Annotated in this window: 18 protein-coding genes and 2 tRNA genes; 14 read left to right on the forward strand and 6 right to left on the reverse strand. The window is 64.8% G+C overall.

Going from position 1 to position 22,892, the window contains the following annotated elements; all coding sequences use genetic code 11:
• Positions 1 to 301: 301 nt before the first annotated feature.
• Complete coding sequence (gene ilvD, locus ACX80M_RS03780) at positions 302 to 2,023, reverse strand: dihydroxy-acid dehydratase (RefSeq protein ID WP_058932073.1); 1,722 nt, start codon at positions 2,021 to 2,023, stop codon at positions 302 to 304.
• A 208-nt stretch (positions 2,024 to 2,231) separates the two neighbouring features.
• Between ilvD and ACX80M_RS03785 the strand changes: the two genes are divergently transcribed.
• The 3 genes from ACX80M_RS03785 (at position 2,232) to ACX80M_RS03795 (ending at position 4,782) form a co-directional block, all read left to right on the forward strand.
• On the forward strand, positions 2,232 to 3,467 hold the full coding sequence (locus ACX80M_RS03785) for a sunset domain-containing protein (RefSeq protein WP_459308909.1): 1,236 nt from the start codon (positions 2,232 to 2,234) through the stop codon (positions 3,465 to 3,467).
• Positions 3,421 to 4,590, forward strand: a complete 1,170-nt coding sequence (locus tag ACX80M_RS03790) for a PQQ-dependent sugar dehydrogenase (protein WP_459308911.1) — start codon at positions 3,421 to 3,423, stop codon at positions 4,588 to 4,590. Before ACX80M_RS03785 ends, ACX80M_RS03790 begins: the two co-directional genes overlap by 47 nt.
• Positions 4,591 to 4,706: 116 nt before the next feature.
• A tRNA-Lys gene (locus ACX80M_RS03795) sits at positions 4,707 to 4,782 on the forward strand.
• 278 nt (positions 4,783 to 5,060) lie between these two features.
• Here ACX80M_RS03795 and ACX80M_RS03800 read toward each other — a convergent pair.
• Positions 5,061 to 6,725: a family 16 glycosylhydrolase gene (locus ACX80M_RS03800; RefSeq protein WP_459308913.1), complete on the reverse strand. Its 1,665-nt coding sequence runs from the start codon at positions 6,723 to 6,725 to the stop codon at positions 5,061 to 5,063.
• 358 nt (positions 6,726 to 7,083) lie between these two features.
• Entirely contained in the window at positions 7,084 to 7,539 is a 456-nt protein-coding gene (locus ACX80M_RS03805) for a MarR family winged helix-turn-helix transcriptional regulator (RefSeq protein ID WP_459309076.1), read from the reverse strand.
• 95 nt (positions 7,540 to 7,634) lie between these two features.
• On the opposite strand from ACX80M_RS03805, the gene bcp reads away from it, so the two are divergent.
• The 8 genes from bcp to ACX80M_RS03845 all read left to right on the forward strand — a co-directional run bounded on the left by bcp (position 7,635) and on the right by ACX80M_RS03845 (position 17,717).
• Positions 7,635 to 8,108: a thioredoxin-dependent thiol peroxidase gene (bcp, locus tag ACX80M_RS03810; protein ID WP_459308915.1), complete on the forward strand. Its 474-nt coding sequence runs from the start codon at positions 7,635 to 7,637 to the stop codon at positions 8,106 to 8,108.
• A 147-nt stretch (positions 8,109 to 8,255) separates the two neighbouring features.
• A tRNA-Leu gene (locus ACX80M_RS03815) sits at positions 8,256 to 8,337 on the forward strand.
• 249 nt (positions 8,338 to 8,586) lie between these two features.
• A complete protein-coding gene (locus ACX80M_RS03820; protein ID WP_141140923.1) occupies positions 8,587 to 9,258 on the forward strand; it encodes a fasciclin domain-containing protein in 672 nt (223 codons plus the stop codon).
• A gap of 196 nt (positions 9,259 to 9,454) precedes the next feature.
• On the forward strand, positions 9,455 to 11,077 hold the full coding sequence (locus ACX80M_RS03825) for an ABC transporter substrate-binding protein (RefSeq protein WP_252613639.1): 1,623 nt from the start codon (positions 9,455 to 9,457) through the stop codon (positions 11,075 to 11,077).
• 79 nt (positions 11,078 to 11,156) lie between these two features.
• A complete protein-coding gene (locus ACX80M_RS03830) occupies positions 11,157 to 12,659 on the forward strand; it encodes a malate:quinone oxidoreductase (RefSeq protein WP_252601482.1) in 1,503 nt (500 codons plus the stop codon).
• A 113-nt stretch (positions 12,660 to 12,772) separates the two neighbouring features.
• Complete coding sequence (locus tag ACX80M_RS03835; RefSeq protein ID WP_252609905.1) at positions 12,773 to 16,024, forward strand: efflux RND transporter permease subunit; 3,252 nt, start codon at positions 12,773 to 12,775, stop codon at positions 16,022 to 16,024.
• Between the two features lie 113 nt (positions 16,025 to 16,137).
• Entirely contained in the window at positions 16,138 to 17,247 is a 1,110-nt protein-coding gene (locus tag ACX80M_RS03840) for an LLM class flavin-dependent oxidoreductase (RefSeq protein WP_252601486.1), read from the forward strand.
• Positions 17,247 to 17,717 carry a MarR family winged helix-turn-helix transcriptional regulator gene (locus ACX80M_RS03845; RefSeq protein WP_252601489.1) on the forward strand — a complete coding sequence of 157 codons (471 nt, stop codon included), beginning with the start codon at positions 17,247 to 17,249 and terminating at the stop codon, positions 17,715 to 17,717. The genes ACX80M_RS03840 and ACX80M_RS03845 overlap by 1 nt, the downstream gene beginning before the upstream one ends.
• A 62-nt stretch (positions 17,718 to 17,779) precedes the next feature.
• Here the strand turns inward: ACX80M_RS03845 and ACX80M_RS03850 are convergent, their stop codons facing one another.
• Entirely contained in the window at positions 17,780 to 18,586 is an 807-nt protein-coding gene (locus tag ACX80M_RS03850) for a transglutaminase-like domain-containing protein (RefSeq protein ID WP_252601492.1), read from the reverse strand.
• A 70-nt stretch (positions 18,587 to 18,656) separates the two neighbouring features.
• A complete protein-coding gene (locus tag ACX80M_RS03855) occupies positions 18,657 to 19,472 on the reverse strand; it encodes a hypothetical protein (protein ID WP_252613480.1) in 816 nt (271 codons plus the stop codon).
• A 94-nt stretch (positions 19,473 to 19,566) separates the two neighbouring features.
• On the opposite strand from ACX80M_RS03855, the gene ACX80M_RS03860 reads away from it, so the two are divergent.
• Genes ACX80M_RS03860 through ACX80M_RS03870 form a run of 3 tightly spaced genes read left to right on the forward strand, consistent with a single transcriptional unit; the run spans position 19,567 to position 21,634 of the window.
• The gene (locus ACX80M_RS03860; protein WP_252601498.1) at positions 19,567 to 20,229 is read left to right on the forward strand and encodes a DUF1684 domain-containing protein; all 663 of its coding nucleotides are present in this window, start codon (positions 19,567 to 19,569) and stop codon (positions 20,227 to 20,229) included.
• A 47-nt stretch (positions 20,230 to 20,276) separates the two neighbouring features.
• The gene (locus ACX80M_RS03865; protein WP_252613478.1) at positions 20,277 to 21,125 is read left to right on the forward strand and encodes a fumarylacetoacetate hydrolase family protein; all 849 of its coding nucleotides are present in this window, start codon (positions 20,277 to 20,279) and stop codon (positions 21,123 to 21,125) included.
• A 17-nt stretch (positions 21,126 to 21,142) separates the two neighbouring features.
• Entirely contained in the window at positions 21,143 to 21,634 is a 492-nt protein-coding gene (locus ACX80M_RS03870; RefSeq protein ID WP_252609893.1) for a GtrA family protein, read from the forward strand.
• 98 nt (positions 21,635 to 21,732) lie between these two features.
• Here ACX80M_RS03870 and ACX80M_RS03875 read toward each other — a convergent pair whose 3' ends face one another.
• The gene (locus ACX80M_RS03875) at positions 21,733 to 22,890 is read right to left on the reverse strand and encodes a cysteine desulfurase family protein (RefSeq protein ID WP_459308921.1); all 1,158 of its coding nucleotides are present in this window, start codon (positions 22,888 to 22,890) and stop codon (positions 21,733 to 21,735) included.
• Between the last annotated feature and the right edge of the window lie 2 nt (positions 22,891 to 22,892).

Genomic DNA, 22,892 nt, shown 5'->3' on the forward strand with positions numbered 1-22,892 from the left:
AGGGGTTGCGCGTGACGGTTCGTTACCAGTCGGGCTAGTGAGCCACGCGCTTGGTAAGGACGACGGCTGCATCTGCAGCGGCGCAGCTGGTAACGAATGCGATCATGCGTTCAGTTTTCCCTCTGTGTGAGATACATGTCAACGAGGACTGTGCGCATCTCACAGTGTGGACACCATTGTCCACTGGTTGGCCACGTTCCCCAACTGGGTCGCAGTAACTGTCGTTATGAGCGCTCATAACGACAGTTACGGCTACCTAGTTGGGCTCAACCAGCAGCCGAGGTTGAGGAACGAAATCGTGCTACCCGCAGTATGCGCCCGTGGAGGCGCTGTGGACCAGCTTGGCGTACTTGGCGAGCACACCCTTGGTGAACTTGGCCGGGAGGGGCTCCCAGCCGATCTTGCGGGATTCGAGCTCGGCCTCATCAACCAGCAAGTCGAAGCTGCGGGCCGCGATGTCCACGCGGATCCGGTCCCCGTCCTTGACGAAGGCGATGGGGCCGCCGTCGACAGCTTCCGGTGCCACGTGGCCTATGCAGAGGCCGGTGGTTCCGCCGGAGAAACGGCCGTCAGTGAGGAGCAGTACGTCCTTGCCGAGCCCCGCGCCCTTGATGGCGCCCGTGATGGCGAGCATTTCGCGCATGCCGGGGCCGCCTTTGGGGCCTTCGTAGCGGATGACCACAACATCCCCGGCCTTGATCAGGCCCTCATCCAGGGCGGCCAGGGCACCCTGCTCGCGCTCGAAGACGCGGGCGGTGCCTTCAAAGACGTCGGCGTCGAAGCCGGCACTCTTCACCACAGCACCCTCGGGCGCCATGGTGCCGTGCAGGATGGTGATGCCGCCGGTCTTGTGGATCGGGTTGTCCATGGCACGGAGGATCTTGCCGTCCAGGTCCGGCGGGTTGATCGCAGCGAGGTTCTCGGCCACGGTCTTGCCCGTGACGGTGAGGCAGTCGCCGTGCAGCAGGCCGGCGTCGAGCAGTGCGCGCATGATGACGGGCACGCCGCCGATCTTGTCCACGTCGGTCATGACGTAGCGGCCGAAGGGCTTCAGGTCACCGAGGTGCGGGATCTTGTCGCCGATGCGGTTGAAGTCCTCCAGGTTCAGCTCGACTTCAGCCTCGCGGGCGATGGCCAGGAGGTGCAGGACGGCGTTGGTGGAGCCACCGAAGGCCATGGTGACGGCGATGGCGTTTTCGAACGCCTTCTTGGTCATGATGTCCCGGGCGGTGATGCCAAGGCGGAGCAGGTTGACCACTGCTTCGCCGGACTTGCGGGCAAATTCATCACGGCGGCGGTCTGCCGAGGGCGGGGCGGCGGAGCCGGGGAGGGACATGCCCAGGGCCTCGCCGATGCAGGCCATGGTGTTGGCGGTGTACATCCCACCGCAGGCGCCTTCGCCGGGGCAGATGGCCTTTTCAATACGGGTCAGGTCTTCGAGGCTCATCTTGCCCGCGGCGCATGCACCGACGGCTTCGAAGGCGTCAATCAGGGTGACTTCCTTTTCGGAGCCGTCCTCAAGCTTGACCCAGCCCGGCATGATGGAGCCGGCGTACAGGAACACACTGGCCAGGTCCAGGCGGGCGGCAGCCATCAGCATGCCGGGGAGGGACTTGTCGCAGCCGGCCAGGAGGACCGAGCCGTCGATGCGCTCGGCCTGCATGACGGTTTCCACGGAGTCGGCAATGACCTCACGGGAAACGAGCGAGAAGTGCATGCCTTCGTGGCCCATGGAGATGCCGTCGGAGACAGAGATGGTGCCGAACTGCATGGGGAAACCGCCGCCTGCGTGGACACCTTCCTTGGCGCCCTGGGCCAGCCGGTTCAGGGAGAGGTTGCAGGGAGTGATTTCATTCCAGGAACTCGCAACGCCGATCTGGGGCTTCGCGAAGTCGTCATCGCCCATGCCGACGGCGCGGAACATACCGCGCGCGGGGGCGGCATGGATCCCGTCGGTGACGACCCGGCTGCGGGGTTTGATGTCGATCTTGTTCTCGGTTGCTGTTTGGGTGTCCTCACTCATGGGTCAAAGTCTATGACTCCGATCGGGACGCCAACGACCCGAACAGCACGTTTGGCCCATTTTCAGGAATATTTCGATCAAACAGTGGACGCTCGTCTCAAATTCTGAGACGGACCCTTACGGGCCTGCCGGAACCTAGACAGCCCCGTTCGCACCGACGTACCGTCAGGGAACGGCAACCGTGCCATCCGGACTGAAGGGCCCTGCTATGGATTTTGTCTTCTGGATTATCCTCATTGTGCTGATCGTGGGCGTTGTGTGGTGGCTGCTGAACCGCAGCAGCTCCTCGAGCACCGGTGACTCCACGCCCATCCGGACGGACGGCGGACTCTCCGGCGGAAGCGCAGCTGCCTCGGCGGAAGCCGCAGGCACGGCGGGCATCCCCAGTGCTGCGGGCTTCGGCGCTGCTGAGCCGACACCACCGACGACGGCGGACGAGGCGCCCGTGCGGTCCAGCACGGCAGAACCCCAGGAAGCCGGGGGTGGGCACAAGGCCGGCCTTGGAGAACCCAGCTTGGAAAAGGACACCATCGTCGGGCAGGACGCCGGTGTTGACCCCGAAGTTGTCGGTTCCACTGTTACTGCTGGTGCCGCAGATACCGCTGGCGCCACAGACACTTCTGGTCCCGCAGAAACCGCTGCAGCCGATGCACGGGAACGCCCGTCCGCCGAAGAACTGTCATCCCCCGAGTCGGCTGGCTCTGGGGAACCCGGCCGACCTGGGCAGCTGGCTGGGCAAGAGGAGCCGGCTCGCCCGGAGTCGCTAGCAGCCCAGGAACCTGGCAGCAAGGAGAGTGTGAGCCGGCAGGCAGACGAAGCCGAGTGGGAAACCCAGTGGTCAGAGGCAAGCGCACCAGCCCAACCCGCCGCCAGCCACCGGCCGGCAGGCGAAGCGTCCACCGTAATTGCCGACACCCCAACGTCCGAAGCACCACCGGCCCAGGGCGCTGGATTTGTGCATCACCCGGAATACACGGAGCCCCATGCGCCCACGCTGCCCGGCGCAGAAACAGCCGCTGCGGAAGCCGAAGCCGCTGATACGCAACCCGAAGTGGCCGCCGCCGATTCAGCCCCGCACGCGGCAAGCGCCGCTCCCATGCAGGCTGCAGGATCCATGGAGGCCGCAGTAGCCACAGACACCGCAGTATCACCAGAGGCCGCTGAAGCCCGGACCATGGAGCCGGCAGCCGTGGCGGACTACGAAGCTGCACCGGAACCGACCGGGCATCTGGCCGCGGACCAGCCCTACGGCGCAGGTTCCGCGTCGCCCGGCCCGGATGGAAGCGGTCCGGCGGATTTCGAGGTCAAGGCCGACGCCGGAACAATGGTCTATTACGAGGAGGGGCATCCGGACTATGTGCAGACGAAAGCCGACGTCTGGTTTGAGTCGGCGGCCCATGCGGAAGCTGCCGGCTTCCGCGCCCCCCGGCGGACGCGTATCTGACCGGACGCAGGCGCACTTTCGGGCCTTCGCGGCGGCCAAGCCCACTGCGGGCGCCTTCGCAGTGTGCCTGGCCGTGCTGCTGTCGGGCTGCACGGGGGACGCCAACGATGCCCCCACCGGCAATATCACAGGAACCGGGACCGGGGCCGGCCCGGGTAACGCCACGCCACCGGAGGTTGTGGCACGGCTCGATCTCCAGCTCGACATTCCCTGGGCCGCGGTATTCCTGCCGAACGGAACCGCCGTCGTCTCCGAGCGTGACTCTGCGCTGCTGAAAGCTGTCCGTGATGGCAGGGCGACCACCATCGGCCAGGTCCCCGGCGTGGCTCCTGGCGGTGAGGGAGGCTTGCTGGGACTAGCCCTCTCCCCCGGCTTTCCGTCCGCCAACTACCTTTACCTGTACTTCACCTCGGCACAGGACAACCGCATCGCCCGGCTGAAGCTGACGGAACAGCCTGACGGATCCCTGGACCTTGGCGACCCCGAGGTGGTCTTTTCCGGAATCCCCAAGGCATCAACCCACAATGGCGGCCGGATCCGCTTCGGCCCGGACGGGTTCCTGTACGTGGGCACAGGCGACTCCCAGCGCCGCGAACAGCCACAGGACCGCAACGCTCTGGGCGGGAAGATCCTGCGGCTGACTCCGGAGGGTGACCCCGCACCTGGCAACCCTTTCGGCAATGCCGTGTACAGCTTGGGGCACCGAAACGTCCAAGGACTGGCGTGGGACAGCGCCGGCCGGCTCTGGTCCAGCGAGTTCGGCCCGGACGTCAACGACGAGCTCAACCTCATCGAGCCGGGAGCCAACTACGGCTGGCCCGCAGTAACCGGCGCACCTCACCGGGAGGCGTACCGCGACGCGAAGGTGGTGTGGCCTTCGACGGCGGACTCCTCACCCAGCGGCCTGGAAATTGCCGGGTCGACGGCCTACCTCGGCGCCCTGCGCGGCCAACGCCTCTGGACGGTGTCCTTGTCCGGCGAGGAGGCAAGCGCTCCTGTGGCCTATTTCACACGCGAATACGGCAGGATCCGGGACGTCATCCGGACTCCCGACGGCGGCTTCTGGCTGCTCACCAACAACAAAAACCCTGATTTTGTGCTGGTTCTGACCCCTCCCGGCTGAACCTGGGGAGCATTGGGGCCTCGATTTCACATGGGTCGGAAGTTCGTGTAGAGTTTCATGTCGTTGCGGAGATCAACCGGGAAAGAAAAAGCCCGGTAGGTCACCACATAGGAGATGCACCTCTAGCTCAATTGGCAGAGCAATTGACTCTTAATCAATGGGTTCCGGGTTCAAGTCCCGGGGGGTGCACCACAGAAACCCCGTCTTCACTGGCCACAAGCCTGAAGGCGGGGTTTCCTTTTGTCCCTCGATCGCTGTGGGGTATTTAGGGGCTGATTTATTCGCTGCTGCTCCGGGGTAAGAGCTGGGACACGCCGCCATCACAGCCGACTGCCGCGCGAACTCCGAATTCAACCACCTTTGGCTTCCTTGGCACCACGTATGTCCACCAAAAGAGGCACTCATTCCTTCCGGAATGTGGCGGTACGTCCCTCACGGCGCCCGAACCGGCGGTGATCGGAACCGAGGAATTAGCCATGGCTTCGAGACCCGCTGTCAGTCTGCATTCCGCCAGACACGGGACGGAATTCCCACGTATAAGAGCCGTCAGCCTTGAGGCTCATCCGTAGGTGACCCCAGGTGTCGCTAAACTTCCGCTGCACATAAGGGGGGCTGCTGGTGAACGCCCGGAGGCCGATTCCACCAGTGGACACCTGAAACTGTTGCATCCCGTCCGCAACGCACTGGTCCTCGTTGTTTATCGGGCAGGTCCGCTCATAATTGTGCTGTGAGCCGGACAGCAACACACGAACGCGGTTCGCCCAGAACACGTCAATCCACGGCTTCGCCTTAGAGAAGCGGGTATGGCTCGATGTGTTGCTGGTGAAATACGGATCATGATATATAACCGCCAGATGCTTTCCAGCGGCCTTCGCCGCTTTCAGATTGGCATCCATCTCTGAGGTCATCGCCTGCGCCCGCTTAGCGTTATAACGCCAAGTGGCCGTAGGCGCTACAAGAATGTGCCAGTTGCCCTTGTCGAACGAATACCATTCAAGAGCGTCTTGGAACCGTACAACATCGGAGCTAGTCGCGCTCTTCACCGTGGACACGCACTGCCCATCCATGTACCGGTCAACGTCGTCATTTTCGCCGGATTCAACATCATGATTCGGGCCAGCGGTCCAGTACGTCTTGGCCTTAGCCGGACCCCACAACTGGTTGTAAGCCTCGAGCGCGGTACAGGTGCCCTTGTCATACTGGAAATCGCCCAGCGCAAGGAAGTTGTCCAGCGAACCGTCGTTGAGACCGGCGATGATACTAGCCGCGTTCTTACCACTGTGCGACGTGGCCGACGTGTTACCCGCAGGGTTTATGTCCCCGGTGGCGGCGAACTCAAACGACTCATCGGATGGCGGCGGCAGGGCAGCGGGAGTTGGATCGCCAGCCGCATAGACGCGAACCCAATCCACTCGCATCTCGCCAGCGCCGTTATCAGTGCTGTCTGGGAACCAGTCCAGTTGTAGCGTCTGGTGCATCGGTCCGGGAGGCTGGTGCGCCGGGTCGTTGTCCTCAAACCACTTAACCCCATCGACGTAGCCGACGATCCCATTCGGAGACCAGTCAACCGCGTAGTTGTGGAACTGACTAACGTCCAGAGCCTTGGCCGCCGACGTCTGCGAGTTCGAACATCCATAGTGGTGGAAGAACTTGATGACGTTCCGCTCAACCGTCGTCTCCGCGTAGTTAATTTCGCCGTCACACGGCCACTTCCCACTATCCGGCCACAGGATCGACACCATGTGGTACTCATTGTCACCCGATCCCGCCGCGCGGACCTCCCACCGGCCGTACTTCTGGCGCGCAAACTTCGCGCTCATTCCAGCGGTCGTGCCGTCCGGTGTTCCAGTCATGACCATTTCGGAACCGTCGACCGTGACCTGCTGGGGACTCCGAATGCCATTCCCCGCGTGCCCGGCACTGTTGTACACGGACCACTTCGCGGCGTCCGGTGCGCCGGTATAGTTGAACTCGTCGCCAGCGGTCGGCGTGCCCCAGTTCAGATCTGTCGCGGCCGAGCCTGTCGTTGGCGTAGTCGGCGTTGGCGTAGCTGATGCTGATGTGGCGGCCGGCGCCGCTGTCGTTACTGCCGGTCCAGTTGAAGGGGCCGAGCAGCCGGCCAGGAGGATTGCCACGACCCCAAGGGCGACCAAGTGTTTCCGCATACGTCAGATGATAAGGGCATCGCGCGGCGAGACCTAGGCCAGATACCGCTGGTGATGTTGAAGAGTTCATTAAGGAACTCCGCCGCGTCAGCGGTTTCCAGGACAAGGTCCTGCAGGCGGGAGATGATCCAGCCCTCAGCCGCTGCAGGACCTTGTGAAGCGACCAACGATGCACCTCTTGGAAGTGGGCCCTGAACCGCCGCAAAACCACGCGGCCAAGACGCCCACTTCTTGACCTTTCCCCCCTCAGGGTACAACCAATAAAGGCACCACCGCTGCGGAATTTTGCAGTAATGGTGCCAGCCAGATTTACCGGATTCCGGGATGGCTAGCCGAGCGGGGCACCGTCCACCAGGGCGCGGGTTGACGGCGAGGCGAACTGGCTGGCCAGCTCCCGGACCACCGCCTGGAGCTCCTGCCGCAGGGCGTCGGGGTCAATGGCTGCCGCGGCGAGTACCGAGCGTTCCATCTCAACTGCTGCGGTTGCGGCTTCCCGGCCGCTGTCGGTGAGGGACACCACCTGGCTGCGGCGGTCCGAGGTGCTGCGGACGCGGGCAATGTGGCCGTGGGATTCCAACCGGCTCAGTGTTTTACCCATGGTCTGGGCCTGAACGCGCACATATTGGGCGAGTTGGGCCTGTGTCATCGGCCCCTGCGCAGAGAGGACTTCGATAGCGATCACGCCGGCGTGCGTCAATCCGATGGCGCTTAGCTTTTCGTTCCAGGAGTGTTCTACGAGGCGTGCCGCAGTGGACAATAGGCGCCCAGTGGGCCAGCGATCCATGTCAGGCATACCAGCAAGTATAGCTAAGGCTGGTTAGCACCGGTCGTGGATGCTTACTAAACTGGTGTGTTCCGCCTGCAACGAGGAGATTAACAGTGGCTGACAGACTCTTGACCGGCGACGTAGCGCCCGGCTTCACCCTGAAGGATTCTTCGGGTAAAGACGTCAACCTGGCCTCCGGCCACAGCGGCAGCACCATCGTGTATTTCTACCCAGCCGCTGCCACCCCCGGCTGCACGAAACAGGCCTGCGATTTCCGCGACAGCCTGGCATCCTTCACGTCGGCCGGTTATCGGGTCCTGGGTGTTTCCCCCGATTCCGTGGACAAACTTGCTGCCTTTGCCGCCAACGAGGACCTGAGCTTTCCGTTGCTTTCGGACGGGGACCATGCCGTGGCCGAGGCCTATGGCGCCTGGGGCGAAAAGAAGAACTATGGACGGACGTATGAGGGACTGATCCGCAGCACGGTGGTGATCGATCCCGACGGAAAGGTGGCGCTGGCCCAGTACAACGTCCGGGCCACCGGCCACGTGGCAAAACTGCGGCGCGACCTCAATCTGGACGCGTAACGCATTACGCGTGCCGAGGCACAGGGGCAGGAACCGGCTGACCGGAACCCCGCCGGCCCGAGGCTACAATGGAAGCTGGCACCGCCGTCGTACGTTTTTATCCGTAGGCCATCTGGCCAAGGTTGAGACAACGGCGGCAACTGCCAAGCGCGAGTGGTGAAATTGGCAGACACGCAGGATTTAGGTTCCTGTGCCTTCGGGCGTGGGGGTTCAAGTCCCCCCTTGCGCACACTTACACAGAGATCCCGGGCCCACAGGCCCCGGGATCTCTGTCATTTAACTGTCCCAGCCACGGCATTCTCCCCCGGTTTGGCGCGCAATTAAAAACTCTTGGCGATCCACCCATCCGCTTCCGTGCTCCGGCCGAATACCCATTGAGACACCAGCCAAGGGCAGGTGCCCAACAGTCGGAAAAGGCCACGCGGCAGGCACAACGTCTGCCGCAGGCAAGAAATCGGCACAAACAAGGAGAACCGAAATGCAGTCATTCAAGCGCACATCCTTCACCGTCGCAGGCGTTGCAGCTGCAGCCCTGCTGAGCCTTACCGCCTGCGGTGGAACAGCAACCACAACCCCGAGCTCCTCCGCTCCGGCCGCCGCACCGTCAGCAACGAAGATGGCCCCGTCACCGTCCGCCAGTGCTGCTGCCATGGATCCGGCCGCAAACCTCGTTGGCGCAGGCTGCGCCGGCTACGCAGAGAAGGTCCCCACCGGGGCAGGCTCGGTTGCCGGGATGGCCCTTGACCCGGTAGCGGTCGCGGCATCCAACAACCCCATCCTGACCACCCTCACGGCAGCTGTCTCCGGCAAGCTGAACCCGAAGGTTGACCTGGTTGACACCCTTAACGGCGGCGAATTCACGGTCTTCGCTCCGGTGGATGACGCCTTCGCCAAGATCGATGCCGCCACCATCGAAACGCTCAAGACGGACGACGCCCTGCTGAGCAAGATCCTGACCTACCACGTGGTCCCCGGCCAGATCACCCCTGACAAGATCGCCGGCACACACGCCACGGTCCAGGGCGGATCGGTCACCGTGACCGGCAGCAAGGATGCCCTCATGGTTGATGGCGCCAGCGTGATCTGCGGCGGCGTCCAGACCAAGAACGCCACCGTTTACCTGATCGACTCGGTGCTGATGCCCAAGTAGTCCGGCTTTCAAGCCCAGAGGCCTGTTCCGCAGCCGGAACAGGCCTCTGGCGTGTGTCCAGGGAGCACCGGGGTGTGTCAACTAGACTGTGTCCTTGGCCCGCAGTCCGCGGCGCCGGCCGGAAGCAGCCAGAGGTGATAGACGAGTGCCCAGAAGTACTTCGCGGCGAACGGTCATCAAGACCGGCGCCGTTTTTATGGCGTTAGGCCTGACCTCCTGTACCGGCAACCCACCGCCTTCGCCCTCGGCAACGTCTCCTTCGACGGCGCCCGCCGGCGCTGAACCCACCGAAACGTTCACGTTCGGCACGGCGTCCCAGCCCCTCGGCCTGGACCCCGCGCTCTCGAACGATGTGGAAAGCTACCGGATCACCCGGCAGATCCTCGAAGGCCTGGTGGGTGTGGACCAGACCACGGGCAAGCCCACGCCGCTGCTGGCAACGGAATGGTCCGAAGAAAACGAAGGCCGCTCGTACACGTTCAAACTCCGCAGCGGCGTCTCGTTCCAGGACGGCATGCCCTTCAACGCCGACGCCGTGTGTGCCAATTTCAACCGCTGGTTCGCCTTCTCGGCGGAACTGCGGCGGCAAGCGCCGGGAAGCTCGTTCAAGAGCGTGTTCAAGGCACATTCCGAGGACGCTGCGCTCTCCATTTTCAAGAGCTGCACGGCCCTTTCCGCTGACACTGTCCGGATCGACCTGACCCAGCGCTTCACTGCGTTCCTCCAGGCGCTCACCCTGCCGGCGTTCGCCATCGCATCCCCGGCCGCCCTGACGGCGGGCACGGCGGATGTCCTGGATCAGACCCGTGGCGGAAACCCGGTCTCCCGGTTCGCCACCAACCCCGTCGGCACAGGACCGTTCAGCCTGGCCGCCTGGGACGAGGCGAGAGTCCGGCTCATCAGCCACAAAAACTACTGGGGTGACCGCGGGCAGATCTCCACCATTAATTTCGTCACGTACGACCACCCCCAGACGCGGCTTCAGGCCCTCCTGGACGGCAAGATCGACGGCTACGACGCCGTCACGGTGGGCAACTTCGATCAGCTGGTCAAGCGGGGCATGCAGATCGTCCAGCGTGATCCCTTCTCGGTGATGTACCTGGGCATCAACCAGGAAATTCCGGTCCTGCAGAACGAAAAAGTGCGGCAGGCCATTGAGCTGGCCATCGATAAGGAAACCCTGATCCGCAAGTTCTTCATCGACAACACCGCCAAGGCCTCACAATTCGTTCCTCCGAAGATCAGCGGTTTCAATAATGACGCTCCCGCACTGGGCCACGATCCTGTCAAGGCCAAGGCCTATCTGACCGAGGCCGGCTACACCGGGGAAGAGCTCAGGTTCTACTATCCGCTTAACGCCACCCGCCCGTATCTGCCCACGCCGGAGAAAATCTACGCCGAAATCAGCAGGCAACTGACCGCCGTCGGGTTCAACATTAAGCCTGTCCCGGTGGACTGGTCCGAAGGCTATCTCCAGAAAGTGCAGTCACCCGGGGACCACGGGCTCCACCTGCTCGGCTGGAATGGCGCGTATGCCGATGCCGATAACTTTGTGGGCCCGCTGTTCGGCGAAAAGAACGGCGAATTCGGCTACCAGGACCCGCAGGTCTTTTCCAAGATCAACCGCGCCCGCGGCCTCCCTGCCGGCAAGGAACGCGACGAGCAGTACCACACCATCAACGCCCAGATCGCGGCCACCGTGCCGGCAGTTCCCATCGCCTTCCCCATCTCGGCGCTCGCACTCTCGGACCGCGTCAGCAGCTACCCGGCGTCCCCGGTACTGAGTGAAGTTTTCACAAAGGTACAGCTAAAGCCTTGACGGCCCGGCCCAATTTCAGTATGCGGGCCGCCCGGGGATATTCTTTGACAGCCAGAGCCGCTGCTATCGGAGACTGATTGTGACCTTCATATCCAAGACCCAACATGCCGACGTCGTACTGATTGGCGGCGGCATCATGAGCGCCACGCTCGGGGCATTCATCAAGCAGCTTGAACCGAACTGGACCATCTCCCTGTTCGAACGCCTGGATCAGCCCGGGCTGGAAAGCTCCGACCCCTGGAACAACGCCGGAACGGGCCATGCCGCCCTGTGCGAGCTCAACTACTCCCCCGCAGCCAAAGACGGCTCGGTGAACCCGGCCAAGGCCCTGCTCATCAACGAACAGTTCCAGCTGTCCCGCCAGTTCTGGTCCCATCTTGTGGAAGAATCCCTGATCGGCTCGCCGAAGGGCTTCATCAACACCGTCCCGCACATGAGCTTTGTCATCGGCGAGGACAACACCAAATTCCTCAAGACCCGCTACGAAGCGCTCAAGCCCCACACGCTGTTCCGCAGCATGGAGTACTCCGAGGACCAGGCCCAGATCGCCAAATGGGCGCCGCTGATCGTCAAGGGCCGCGACGCGAAGCAGCGTATCGCCGCCACCCGGGCAACCGAGGGGACCGACGTCGACTTCGGGGCACTGACCCGTGAGCTCACCACCTACCTCGGGAACAACGGCGTCGAAATCAATTACGGCCATGACGTCAGCGGCATCTCCAAGGCGTCCGACGGCGGCTGGGACCTTTCGATCAAGCACCCGGCTTCCGGGGAACACGGCAAGATCCACGCCAAGTTTGTGTTTGTGGGCGCCGGCGGCGGCGCACTGCACCTCCTCCAGGCCTCCGGCATCCCGGAGAGCAAGGGCTTTGGCGGATTCCCCGTGTCCGGCCAGTTCTTCCGCTGCACCGACGAGAAACTTGCCGCCCAGCACAGCGCCAAGGTATATGGCCAAGCTTCGGTGGGCGCGCCGCCCATGTCGGTCCCGCACCTTGACACCCGGTACGTCGACGGGAAGCGTTCCCTCCTGTTCGGCCCCTATGCCGGCTTCTCCACCAATTTCTTGAAGAACGGCTCGTACCTTGACCTGCCGTTGTCCATCCGGCCCAGCAACATCATCCCGATGCTTGCAGTCGCCAAGGACAACATGGACCTCACCGCGTACCTCGTCAAGGAAGTTGCCAAGCGCCACGGGGACAAGGTGGAAGCGCTGCGCGAGTACTACCCCGAAGCCAAGGACGGCGACTGGGAGCTGATCACCGCCGGCCAGCGTGTGCAGATCATCAAAAAAGACCCGAAGCGCGGCGGCGTGCTGCAGTTCGGCACGGAAGTCATCGCCGGCCGTGACGGCACCATCGGTGCGCTGCTGGGCGCCTCGCCCGGCGCGTCCACAGCGGTGCCCATCATGATTGAACTGCTGCAGAAGTCCTTCCCGAAGAACTTCAAGGGCTGGCAGGGCAAGCTCAAGGACATGATGCCGGGCTACGGCGTGAAGCTGGATGAGAATCCGGAACTTGCTGCCGAACTCGAAACGGCAACGGCCAAGGCACTGCAGCTGGAGAGCGTTTCCGCCAACCACTGACGTCCGGCCGCCCGCCGGGCGTCAGGCCGGGCTGGACGGTCCGGGCCTCAGGCCCGGCTGGACGGTCCGGTCCGGTCCGCAGGAGTACGTCAACCCCACAGGAGAGACCCGCGATGTTCCGGCTGGCACAACTTTCATTGGCAAACCGGGCGCTGATCGCGCTGATCACCGTCTTCGCGACGGTGTTCGGCGTGATCACCATGTCATCGCTGAAACAGGAACTCATCCCCTCCATTGAGTTCCCGCAGATCACCGTCCTCTCCGCCATGTCCGGCGCCTCGCCCGAAGTGGTGGACAAGCAGGTCAGCGCACCGCTCGAAACCGCCCTGAACGGCGTCGAAGGCCTGGAGTCCACCTCCTCGACGTCACGCAACGGCGTCTCGCAGATCTCCATGGTGTTCACCTACGGGACAAACCTCGACCGCGCCCGGAACCAGATCGACCGCGCCATCTCCAACGCCAAACGCTCCCTGCCGGAGGACGTGCAGCCGCAGGCCATCGCGGGCAGCATCAGCGACTTCCCCATCGTGTTCCTGGCAGTGTCCTCGGACAAGCCCCTCAGCGAACTCAACGCCGACCTGGCACGCCTCTCCGTTCCCCGGCTCCAGAAGATCGACGGCGTCCGGGGAGCCGACGTGACCGGCGGCGCCACCCAGCACATCGAGATCCTCCCCCGGCCCGAGGCGATGGCCGCCAAGGGCACCACGATCGAGTCCATCCGGAACGCCCTCTCCAACAACGGCGCGCTGATCCCGGCCGGGACCATCCAGGAGCAGGGCAAGACGCTATCCCTCCAGATCGGCAGCCCGGTGGATTCCCTGGACGCCATCAAGGCGCTACCCGTGGGCGGAGCCAAGGATGCCGCGACCATCGGCACGGTAGCCGACGTTAGCCTGCAGGATGACGAACGGACCTCCATCACCCGGACCAACGGCCAGGAAACACTGGCCGTCTCCGTGACCAAGAAGCCCGACGGCGACACCGTGGGAATCTCCCACGCCGTGAACGACTCGTTGGCGGCCCTGGAGGCCGAGCTGGGGTCCAACGCAAAGTTCACGGCGGTGTTCGACCAGGCCCCGTTCATCGAGAAGTCCATCAAGGACCTCACCACCGAGGGCCTCCTCGGGCTGGGCTTCGCCGTCGCCGTCATCCTTGTCTTCCTGATGTCAGCCCGCTCCACCCTTGTTACCGCGGTCTCCATTCCGCTGTCGCTGCTGATCACCTTCATTGGCCTGTCCGCGACGGGCTATTCACTGAACATCCTGACCCTGGGCGCGCTGACCATTGCGATCGGCCGGGTGGTGGACGACTCGATTGTGGTGATCGAAAACATCAAACGCCACCTCAGCTACGGGGAGGAGAAAGTCCCCGCGATCCTCACCGCAATCCGGGAGGTGGCCGGCGCAATCACCGCCTCCACCTTGACCACTGTGGCGGTCTTCCTGCCCATTGCCTTCGTGAGCGAGCTCGCCGGCGAACTCTTCCGGCCGTTCGCCCTGACAGTCACCATGGCGCTGCTGGCATCCCTGCTGGTATCGCTGACCATCGTTCCGGTCCTGGCCTACTGGTTCCTCAAAAGCCCCGCCGGTTCCGCCCCCGCCGGTTCTCCCGCCGCTGGTTCGCCCGCTGCCCGCGAAGCTGCCGCCCGGGCTACTGCCGCCGCCCGTGCCCAGGCCCAGGAAGCCGAACAGAAAAGCCGGCTGCAGCGTGCCTACCTGCCCGTCCTCAGCAAGACCCAGAAGCACCCGGTGCTGACCCTCGTCGCCGCCGTGCTGGTACTCGGCGCCACGGCCGCCATGACGCCGCTGCTGTCCACCAACCTCCTCGGCGATTCCGGCCAGAACAGCCTGACTGTCCGCCAACTGATGCCAGCGGGCACAAGCCTGGCCGACACCAGCGCAGCCGCCATCAAGGTCGAGGACGTCCTCCGCGGCATCGAGGGTGTCAGGAATGTCCAGCTCACCTCCGGAAACGCGCAGGCAGGTTTTGCCGCCCTGACGTCCTCCGGCGCCGCCAACTCCACGTTCACGGTGGTGACGGATGAAAAGGCCAATCAGGCGAAGCTCCAGGAAACCGTCCGGACCGAAGTGGGCAAGGTGGCCGGTTCCGGGAAGATTACCGTCGGCACGCAGCAGGGTGGCTTCGGGACGTCCTCCACGGTGGACATCACCATCAAGGCGGCAACGTCCGAGGACCTCCGCACAGCCAGCGAGGCCATGGTGGAAGCAATGACCGGCGTGCCGGCGACCAGCGAGGTGGCAACCAACCTCGCGGCCAGACAGCCGGTGGTCCAGGTCAAGGTTGACCGGGCCAAGACCGCCGCAGCCGGACTGAACGAGGAACAGGTGGCCGGCGTCCTGGCTGCCACCATCAGCCCCATCCCCGCCGGCACGGTCCGGATCGACACCAACGACTTTCCGGTCCAGATCGGCAAGGGCACCCGGTTCACCAGCATTGACGCCGTGCGCAACATCGCGCTCCCTGCATCCGGCGCCCCCGTCACCCTGGGCAGCATCGCCTCAGTGGAACAGGTTGACGTGCCGGTCTCCATTACCGCCAGCAACGGCCAGCGGACCGCCAAAGTGTCAGTCACGCCGTCGGGCTCCAACCTCGGTGCGGTGAACGCGGAGGTGCAGAAGCGCCTCACGGAGGTCAGCCTCCCCGCAGGGGTCACCGCCGAACTCGGCGGCGCCACCACCCAGCAGGCCGAGTCCTTCCAGCAGCTGGGCCTGGCGCTCCTCGCCGCGATCGCGATTGTCTACGTCATTATGGTGGCCACCTTCAAATCGCTGATCCAGCCCCTGATCCTTCTGGTGTCCGTTCCCTTTGCCGCCACCGGCGCCGTGGCCCTGCTGCTGGCCACGGGCGTTCCGCTGGGCCTGCCGTCGCTGATCGGCATGCTGATGCTTGTGGGCATCGTGGTTACCAACGCCATTGTGCTCATCGACCTCATCAACCAGTACAGGCAGCCACGGGACGGCCGCGGCGGGATGAGCGTGGCGGACGCAATCACCCATGGCGCCAGGCAGCGGCTCCGCCCCATCCTGATGACCGCGCTGGCCACCGTTTTCGCCCTGACACCCATGGCGCTTGGCCTGACCGGGGGCGGCGGCTTCATTTCCCAGCCGCTGGCCGTGGTGGTGATCGGCGGCCTGGTTTCTTCCACAACGCTGACCCTGGTGCTGGTTCCCGTGCTGTACCGGCTCGTGGAGGGACGGCGGGAGACAAAAGCACTGCTCCGTGCCATGCAGCAGCGCCCGGAATTTGCGGCAGCCGACGACGTCGATGCCGAGTTCCGCGACTGGACCACCGGCATGGTGCCCCGCGTCAGTGGCCGCCGTGCCGCTCCGGGCGACCCCCTGTAACACCTGGAATATTCTCGCCGGCGAGGCGTTATATCCGTCGATACATGCAAACGCATGAAAATCGGGTATAGTAGAAGCAAGCTCAGAGAAGCCCAGGAAACGGAAGGCACACCATGCAGATAGGCGTATTCAGCGTCAGTGACATCACCACTGACCCCACCACCGGCCGGACCCCCACGGAGAACGAACGCATCAAGGCGGCCGTGGCGATCGCCAAAAAAGTCGAGGAAATCGGCATGGATGTCTTCGCCCTCGGCGAGCACCACAACCGCCCGTTCTTCTCGTCCTCGCCCACCACCACGCTCGCGTACATCGCAGCGCAGACCGAGCGGATCACCCTCTCCACTGCCACCACGCTGATCACCACCAACGATCCGGTCAAGATCGCCGAAGACTTCGCCATGCTGCAGCACCTGGCTGACGGCCGCGTAGATCTGGTCTTGGGCCGCGGCAACACCGCTCCGGTATACCCGTGGTTCGGCAAGAACATCCAGGACGGCGTGGAACTGGCCATCGAGAACTACAGCCTGCTGCGCCGGCTGTGGGACGAGGACACGGTGAACTGGTCCGGCAAGTTCCGCACGCCGCTGCAGAACTTCACCTCCACCCCGCGACCGCTCGACGGCGTGGCCCCCTTTGTGTGGCACGGCTCCATCCGCACGCCGCAGATCGCCGAAGTGGCCGCCTACTACGGCGACGGCTTCTTCGCGAACAACATCTTCTGGCCCAAGGAGCACTACCAGCAGCTGATCAGCCTCTACCGTGAGCGCTACGAGCACTACGGTCACGGCAATGCGGACCAAGCCATCGTGGGCCTCGGCGGCCAGTTCTTTATGCGGAAGAACTCCCAGGACGCCGTGAAGGAATTCCGGCCCTACTTCGACAATGCGCCCGTCTACGGCCACGGCCCTTCGCTGGAGGACTTCACCTCCCAGACACCGCTCACCGTGGGCAGCCCGCAGGAAGTCATCGAAAAGACCCTGACGTTCCGCGAGTACTTCGGCGACTACCAGCGCCAGCTGTTCCTGATCGACCACGCAGGCCTGCCCCTGAAGACAGTGCTGGAGCAGCTTGACCTGTTCGGCGAGGAAGTCCTCCCGGTCCTCCGCAAGGAATACGCTGCCCTCAAGCCCGCCCACGTGCCGGATCCGCCCACGCATGCCGGCCGCGTTGCCGCCCTGATGGCTGCACCGGCGCCTGAGACTGCCCCTTCGGAGGCCTGATGGCTGCCGACGGAAACGAATCACCCATCCGCTTGGCGGCGGAAACCTGGGAATCCCTGTTCCGGGCGCAGGTTGCCGTCATGCGCAGGCTGCAGGCCGGAGCTGCCTTCCGAAAGGTGGCCATCAACGAGTACGACGTCCTGTTCACGCTGTCCCGGTGTCCGTCCGGCTGGCTCCGGCTCAATGAACTCAATGACCATGTCCTGCTGAGCCAGTCGAGCCTCAGCAGGCTGGTTGAGAGGCTGGAGAAGCGCGGGCTCGTGGTCCGGATGGCTGCCCCCGACGACGGCCGCGGCGTGCTGCTGAAGCTCACCGAGGAAGGGGCCGCCCTCCAGAAGGAGATCGGCCGGGAGCACGTGCGGGACATCTCCAGCCTGGTGGGGCCGGCCCTGACGGCTGCCGAGCAGAGGGAACTCCAGCGACTGACCGAGAAACTCCGGCATTCCGTGGGAGCGCGGCCGGCAAAGTAACTGCCTGGGAAATATCTGGCCGGGAAGTAACTGCCCGCCAGTAACCGGGCCGTGCGGGAATCTCAGCCCAGCATGACCAGCTTGGCCGGATCTTCCGGAGGCAGCTGGCCGTTGACCACAGCGCTGACGCGCAGCTCGTTCAGCGTGAGGCGCCCGCCCACTGTGGACAGGAATGCGGTGTCCGAGGAGTCCCGGCCAGCGGTGATTCGCAGCATCGACTCCCGCGGGGCCAGCCCCGTGGGGTCGATGACGTGCCAGGCGCCATTGACATGTGCCTCGGCTACCGCGTGGAAATCCATGGGGCTCAGCCCCGGCGCGTACACGGCGGTGAGCCGGGCCGGGACGTCCTTGGAACGCAGCAGGGCGATGGCCAGGTGCGCGAAGTCCCGGCACACCCCCCTGCGGTGCAGGAGGGTTTCCACGGCGCCGTCAGTTCCCCTGGAGGACCCGCTGATGTACCGCAATTCCCCGAAGACCCAGCTCCGCACGGCCTGGAGCAGTTCGGCGCCGTGCAAGCCGCCGAATTCGGCATATGCCGTGGGCAGGAGCCGGTCCGACTCCGCGTAGCGGCTTGGCCGCACGTAGCGGATGAGCTCAGCCAGGGTGGCTTCTTCGGGAACGGCCTGCCCGGCCACCGTCGCTGAGTACTCAACGGTGACCTCGGCCGGTTCAGTCAGCTCCATGTAGTGCAGGCGGCCGCCATGATGGTCCGTGAGTTCCTGCAACGGAACCGGCTGACCGTCGGCCGTGACAGTCAGGGATTCATCAAACGAGGTATAGCCGGGATTCCTGGCTACGGCGATGGCCAGGGCTGCCTTCGTGTCGGCGATGGTCCTGAAAACCATACGTGCTGAAACGGTGCGTTCCATGTATCTCCGGGGTGTGAGGTAGTGGCAGAACTTTCCGCGCTGGCCCGGGGTTGAGGGGCAAGGGGCAGGACTAGTTTTTGATCTCCAGAGACATTAGCATCCGTTGGACGTTCGCGAATTCCGAGTTCTCGTCCACGTACTTTTCGGCCTGGCCCAGGGTGTCAAACGCCTTCGCGGGGGCCACCTTCTCATCCGGGGCGAAGGCCTTCAGGACTCCGAGGTCACCGAACGAGTAGTCCCCCTTTCCGGCCGGGCCACGGACCACATTCCGCAGTTCGCAGGCCTGGCCGTCAGCCCCGCCCACAATGTTGGTGATGCCGTAGGAACCGAAGTAGCGGTAGCCCTGGATGACGCGGAACACCACGTGCGGGGCGATGGTGCCTTCCCCCGTCAGGCTGGGAAGCTCCACCGGCACGCTGCTGATCACAACGTACGGTTTCCGGGCAGTCTCGGGGCACTCGGACGACGACGACGGCATTCCTGTCCGCAGTGTGGCCACCACCGTGCCGTCCGGCTTTTTCACCTCGATCTTCAGGGCACCCGGCAATGTCCCGTCCTCGGGCGTGACGGACTGGGCGATCCATTCCTCCGGCAGGTCGAAGCTGACGGTCTTCGCCGGATCGGTAAAGGTCTTCCAGGCAGCAGCTGTTGCGGCCGGGCCGGGTGCTCCGGACGTCGACGCACCTGCTGTGGCAACAGGACCCGACGACGGGGAACCGGTAGCGCCGGCGGTTGAGGTCGTACTGGCGCCTGGGCTGGCCGATGTCTCCGGCTGCGCCGTCCATGCCGAATCGCTGTTACCAGGCGCGCTGCAGCCGGCCGCCAGTCCACCGGCCATCAGCAGCGCTACCGTCCGCACTCCCCACATTGCCGCCTTGTGTGTCATGCAGCCAGCCTATCGGCGGGCGACGGTGGACAAGGGCCGGAGCCTCGTGTCGCCGTCGGACATTCCCCGCGCGCAAGGGACTAGGCTGGTGCCTATGGCGGATGAGCAGTACGGCGCGGACCTTGAGAGCCTGGCGGACATCTCCGCCATCGACATTGCGGACTGGCGGCTGCGGACATTTGCCCTGTACGACACGGTACGGAAGGTTGCCGCTGAAGATCCGGCGGAGGCCCATTCCCTTTGGCGGCATGAACGCGACCGGATGTTCGCAACGCATCCGGCCTCGGCCCTCAGCGCTAGGGAAAAATCGCAGTTCTCCGGCCTGAAGACGGCCGATTACGATCCCATCTACCGCTTCTATGTGCCGCTGACCCTTGAGGGAGCCGGCCGGGAAATGACCGTGGAAACCGCCACTGACGGCGTGGTCCGGTTTGTCCGGCTGGGCACGTTCGATCTTCCCGAGCTGGGCCAGCTCGGCGTGTGGAAGTTGCACGGCTACGGCGGCGGAATCTTCGTTCCGTTCCGGGACGCCACGGCCGGCCAGCCCGGTGGAAGCTACGGCGCCGGCCGGTACCTCCTGGACACCATCAAGGGCGCGTTCCACGGGGTCCATGGCTCGGGGGCGGGCGCGGAGTTTGTCCTGGACTTCAACTTTGCCTACAACCCGTCCTGCGCGTACAACGAGGCTTGGGCCTGCCCGCTACCCGGCCCGTCCAACCGCCTGGCTGTGGAGATCCCGGTGGGCGAGCTGTACTGAGCCTGCCGCAGCCGGCCACCGGCCGCCGGAGGACGTAGGATGTCATCATGACTGCCAGCGCCCCCCGCCGCCTTGCCCGTGTCCGCCCCCTGTCCCCGGCTGTTGCCGACGAACATTTCTTCGTGGCCAATGACGCCCCCGACTTCGGCTCCGACGCAGGCCGGTCCTGGACAGTTGTTGATTCCCCCTTCGAGGCGTCCCGCGCGAACGCCAACCACCCGGCCCGGCCCGGCTGGGAAGCCGGGACTGCAGTAGACCAGGACTCGTTCACCTTCCTGGCGCCATCCGTCCCCGCCAACGTCTTCGGCATGGCGCACAACACCGGCCAGGCCGGCCGGGACCTCCCCCCGCAGGCCTTCCACAAGGCGGCATCGAGCGTGATCGGCCCGGGCGAGGCCATCGAGCTGAGCTCCACGGTGGGTTACGTTGACCCGGAAGCCGAACTGACCGTCGTCGTCGGCCGTTCTGTCCGCGGCCTTACGCTGGAGACGGCCCGCAGCGCCATCCTGGGCTTCACCATCGGCAACGATGTCTCGGCCCGCGATCTGCAGAAGTCGGACGAGCTGTGGATCAGCGCCAAGAGCCAGGACACCTTCACTCCCGTGGGCCCATGGATTGTGACGGACCTCGACGACTCGGACCTGTCCATCAGCATCGTCCACAACGGCACCGAACTGAAGGCCGCCAGCAGCACCGATCTCGGCTGGAAGGTGGACGAAATCCTCGTCTACCTCAGCTCCTTTATGACCCTGCACGCCGGCGATCTGGTCCTGACGGGCTTCCCGGCAGAGTGTGCCCGCATCCACCCCGAAGACACAGTGGTGTGCCGCGTGGAGGGCATTGGCGAGCTCAGCAACCCGGTCAAGGCGGCGTCCTGGGAGGAACCACCGGCCTGATATGTCAGGCTTGACCCATGGAGACCCCTGCTGCGCCCGCCGCCCAGCTGACGCAGCAGCCCACGCGCGGTGCGCCAGCCACCAAGCATTACCGCGGAATCTTCAGGTTTCCGCTGGTGCGGCAGCTCCTCCGCTTCACGGGCGTCGGCATTATCTGCACCGCCACCTCCCTGGCGCTCTATGCGTTGCTGCGCCCCTGGCTGGGACCGCAACTGGCCAACGCGGCCGCCCTGGTGCTGACGTCTTTGATGAACACGGCACTGAACCGCAGGCTGACGTTCAAGATCTCCGGGCAGCGCCGGATGGCCCGCGACCACCTCAACGGCGTGATCGTCATCGTCGTGGCGCTGGTCATCACCGGCGGCAGCCTGGGCGTGCTGCACTGGCTGCACCCGGACGCCACCGTGTCCGATGAGCTGTGGACCACCACCCTGTCGGGCTTCGTGGCCACCGCCGTGCGGTTCACGATGCTGCGGCACTGGATCTTCCGCCGCGCCCGCCACATCTGAACCGCTCCCCTACGCTCTCCCAAGTAGGTAGCGCTATCTGTCGTTTTGAGCCTCCAAAACGACAGATAGCGCTACATAGTTGGGCAGGTTGGGGGTCGCTAGCTGCGGCCGAGGGTCCGGACACTCCCGACGGCGGTGCCCACGGCTGCCGCCGCTTGCTCCAGTTCCTCGGATGTCACCGTTGAGGTGAAGCTGAACCGCACAGCTGTCTGCGCGACCTCGGCGTCATAGCCCAGCGCGGTCAGCACCGGCGACGGCGCGTCCGAGCCGGCGGCGCACGCCGAACCGCTCGAGCACACCACGCCCTGCCGCTCCAGCTCCAAGAGCACGGATTCGCCGCTGGTGCCGGGGAAGCAGAACGACGCTACTGACGGCAGCCGTTCCGTCCGGTGCCCGGTGAGCAGGGCTCCCGGGACTGTGTCCAGGATGGTGGCGATGAAGTGTTCGCGGAGGCCTGCCACTCGGGCGGCCAGTTCCGGCCGTTCGGCGTGGGCGAGCGTCAGGGCGGTGGCCAGCGCCACTGCTCCTGCCACGTTTTCGGTCCCCGACCGCCGGCCGCGTTCCTGCCCGCCGCCGTGCACCAGGGGCTCGACGCGGGTCCGGCCGCGGAGGTACAGCACGCCGCAGCCCTTGGGTGCGCCGAGCTTGTGGCCGGAAATGCTCAGGGCATCCACGCCCAGCGCCTTGACATCCAGGGGCAGCCAGCCGGCGGCCTGGACGGCGTCGGTATGGAACGGGATGCCCATCGCGGTGGCCACTGCAGCCAGTTCCGCAACCGGCTGGATGGTGCCTACTTCGTTGTTCGCGTACATAATGCTGACGACGGCGGTCTCCGCCCGGAGCACGGCGGCGAGCGCCGCGGGCGCCACCCGGCCGGCGCTGTCCACGGGAACCACATCAACGGCGAAGCCGTGGAACCGCTCCAGGTACCGGGCGGACTCTTCCACGGCGGGATGTTCGACGGCGCTGATCACCACGCGGTTGAGCCTCGGGTCCGCGGCCTGCCGGGCCAGGGCGATGCCCTTGACCGCGAGGTTGTCCGCCTCCGTTCCGCCGGAGGTGAACGTGACCTCGCCGGGGCGGCAGCCGAGCACCTTAGCCACGGCGGCGCGGGCGCCTGCGAGCGCAGCCGCAGCGGCCTCGCCCAGGGTGTGGTGGCTGGAGGGGTTGCCGAACTCGCCGCTTAGGTAGGGCCACATGGCCTCGAGGACTTCGCGGCGGACGGGCGTGGTGGCGGCGGCGTCAAGGAAGATCATGG

The sequence above is a fragment of the Pseudarthrobacter sp. MDT1-22 genome, from assembly GCF_054511035.1.

What these genes read in the sequence shown, in the direction of transcription:
- ilvD (WP_058932073.1), bottom strand. Translation starts at nt 2,023, where the DNA reads ATGAGTGAGGACACCCAAACAGCAACCGAGAACAAGATCGACATCAAA.
- ACX80M_RS03785 (WP_459308909.1), top strand. Translation starts at nt 2,232, where the DNA reads ATGGATTTTGTCTTCTGGATTATCCTCATTGTGCTGATCGTGGGCGTT.
- ACX80M_RS03790 (WP_459308911.1), top strand. Translation starts at nt 3,421, where the DNA reads ATGCGGAAGCTGCCGGCTTCCGCGCCCCCCGGCGGACGCGTATCTGAC.
- ACX80M_RS03805 (WP_459309076.1), bottom strand. Translation starts at nt 7,539, where the DNA reads ATGGATCGCTGGCCCACTGGGCGCCTATTGTCCACTGCGGCACGCCTC.
- ACX80M_RS03820 (WP_141140923.1), top strand. Translation starts at nt 8,587, where the DNA reads ATGCAGTCATTCAAGCGCACATCCTTCACCGTCGCAGGCGTTGCAGCT.
- ACX80M_RS03825 (WP_252613639.1), top strand. Translation starts at nt 9,455, where the DNA reads ATGGCGTTAGGCCTGACCTCCTGTACCGGCAACCCACCGCCTTCGCCC.
- ACX80M_RS03835 (WP_252609905.1), top strand. Translation starts at nt 12,773, where the DNA reads ATGTTCCGGCTGGCACAACTTTCATTGGCAAACCGGGCGCTGATCGCG.
- ACX80M_RS03840 (WP_252601486.1), top strand. Translation starts at nt 16,138, where the DNA reads ATGCAGATAGGCGTATTCAGCGTCAGTGACATCACCACTGACCCCACC.
- ACX80M_RS03845 (WP_252601489.1), top strand. Translation starts at nt 17,247, where the DNA reads ATGGCTGCCGACGGAAACGAATCACCCATCCGCTTGGCGGCGGAAACC.
- ACX80M_RS03850 (WP_252601492.1), bottom strand. Translation starts at nt 18,586, where the DNA reads ATGGAACGCACCGTTTCAGCACGTATGGTTTTCAGGACCATCGCCGAC.
- ACX80M_RS03855 (WP_252613480.1), bottom strand. Translation starts at nt 19,472, where the DNA reads ATGACACACAAGGCGGCAATGTGGGGAGTGCGGACGGTAGCGCTGCTG.
- ACX80M_RS03860 (WP_252601498.1), top strand. Translation starts at nt 19,567, where the DNA reads ATGGCGGATGAGCAGTACGGCGCGGACCTTGAGAGCCTGGCGGACATC.
- ACX80M_RS03865 (WP_252613478.1), top strand. Translation starts at nt 20,277, where the DNA reads ATGACTGCCAGCGCCCCCCGCCGCCTTGCCCGTGTCCGCCCCCTGTCC.
- ACX80M_RS03870 (WP_252609893.1), top strand. Translation starts at nt 21,143, where the DNA reads ATGGAGACCCCTGCTGCGCCCGCCGCCCAGCTGACGCAGCAGCCCACG.
- ACX80M_RS03875 (WP_459308921.1), bottom strand. Translation starts at nt 22,890, where the DNA reads ATGATCTTCCTTGACGCCGCCGCCACCACGCCCGTCCGCCGCGAAGTC.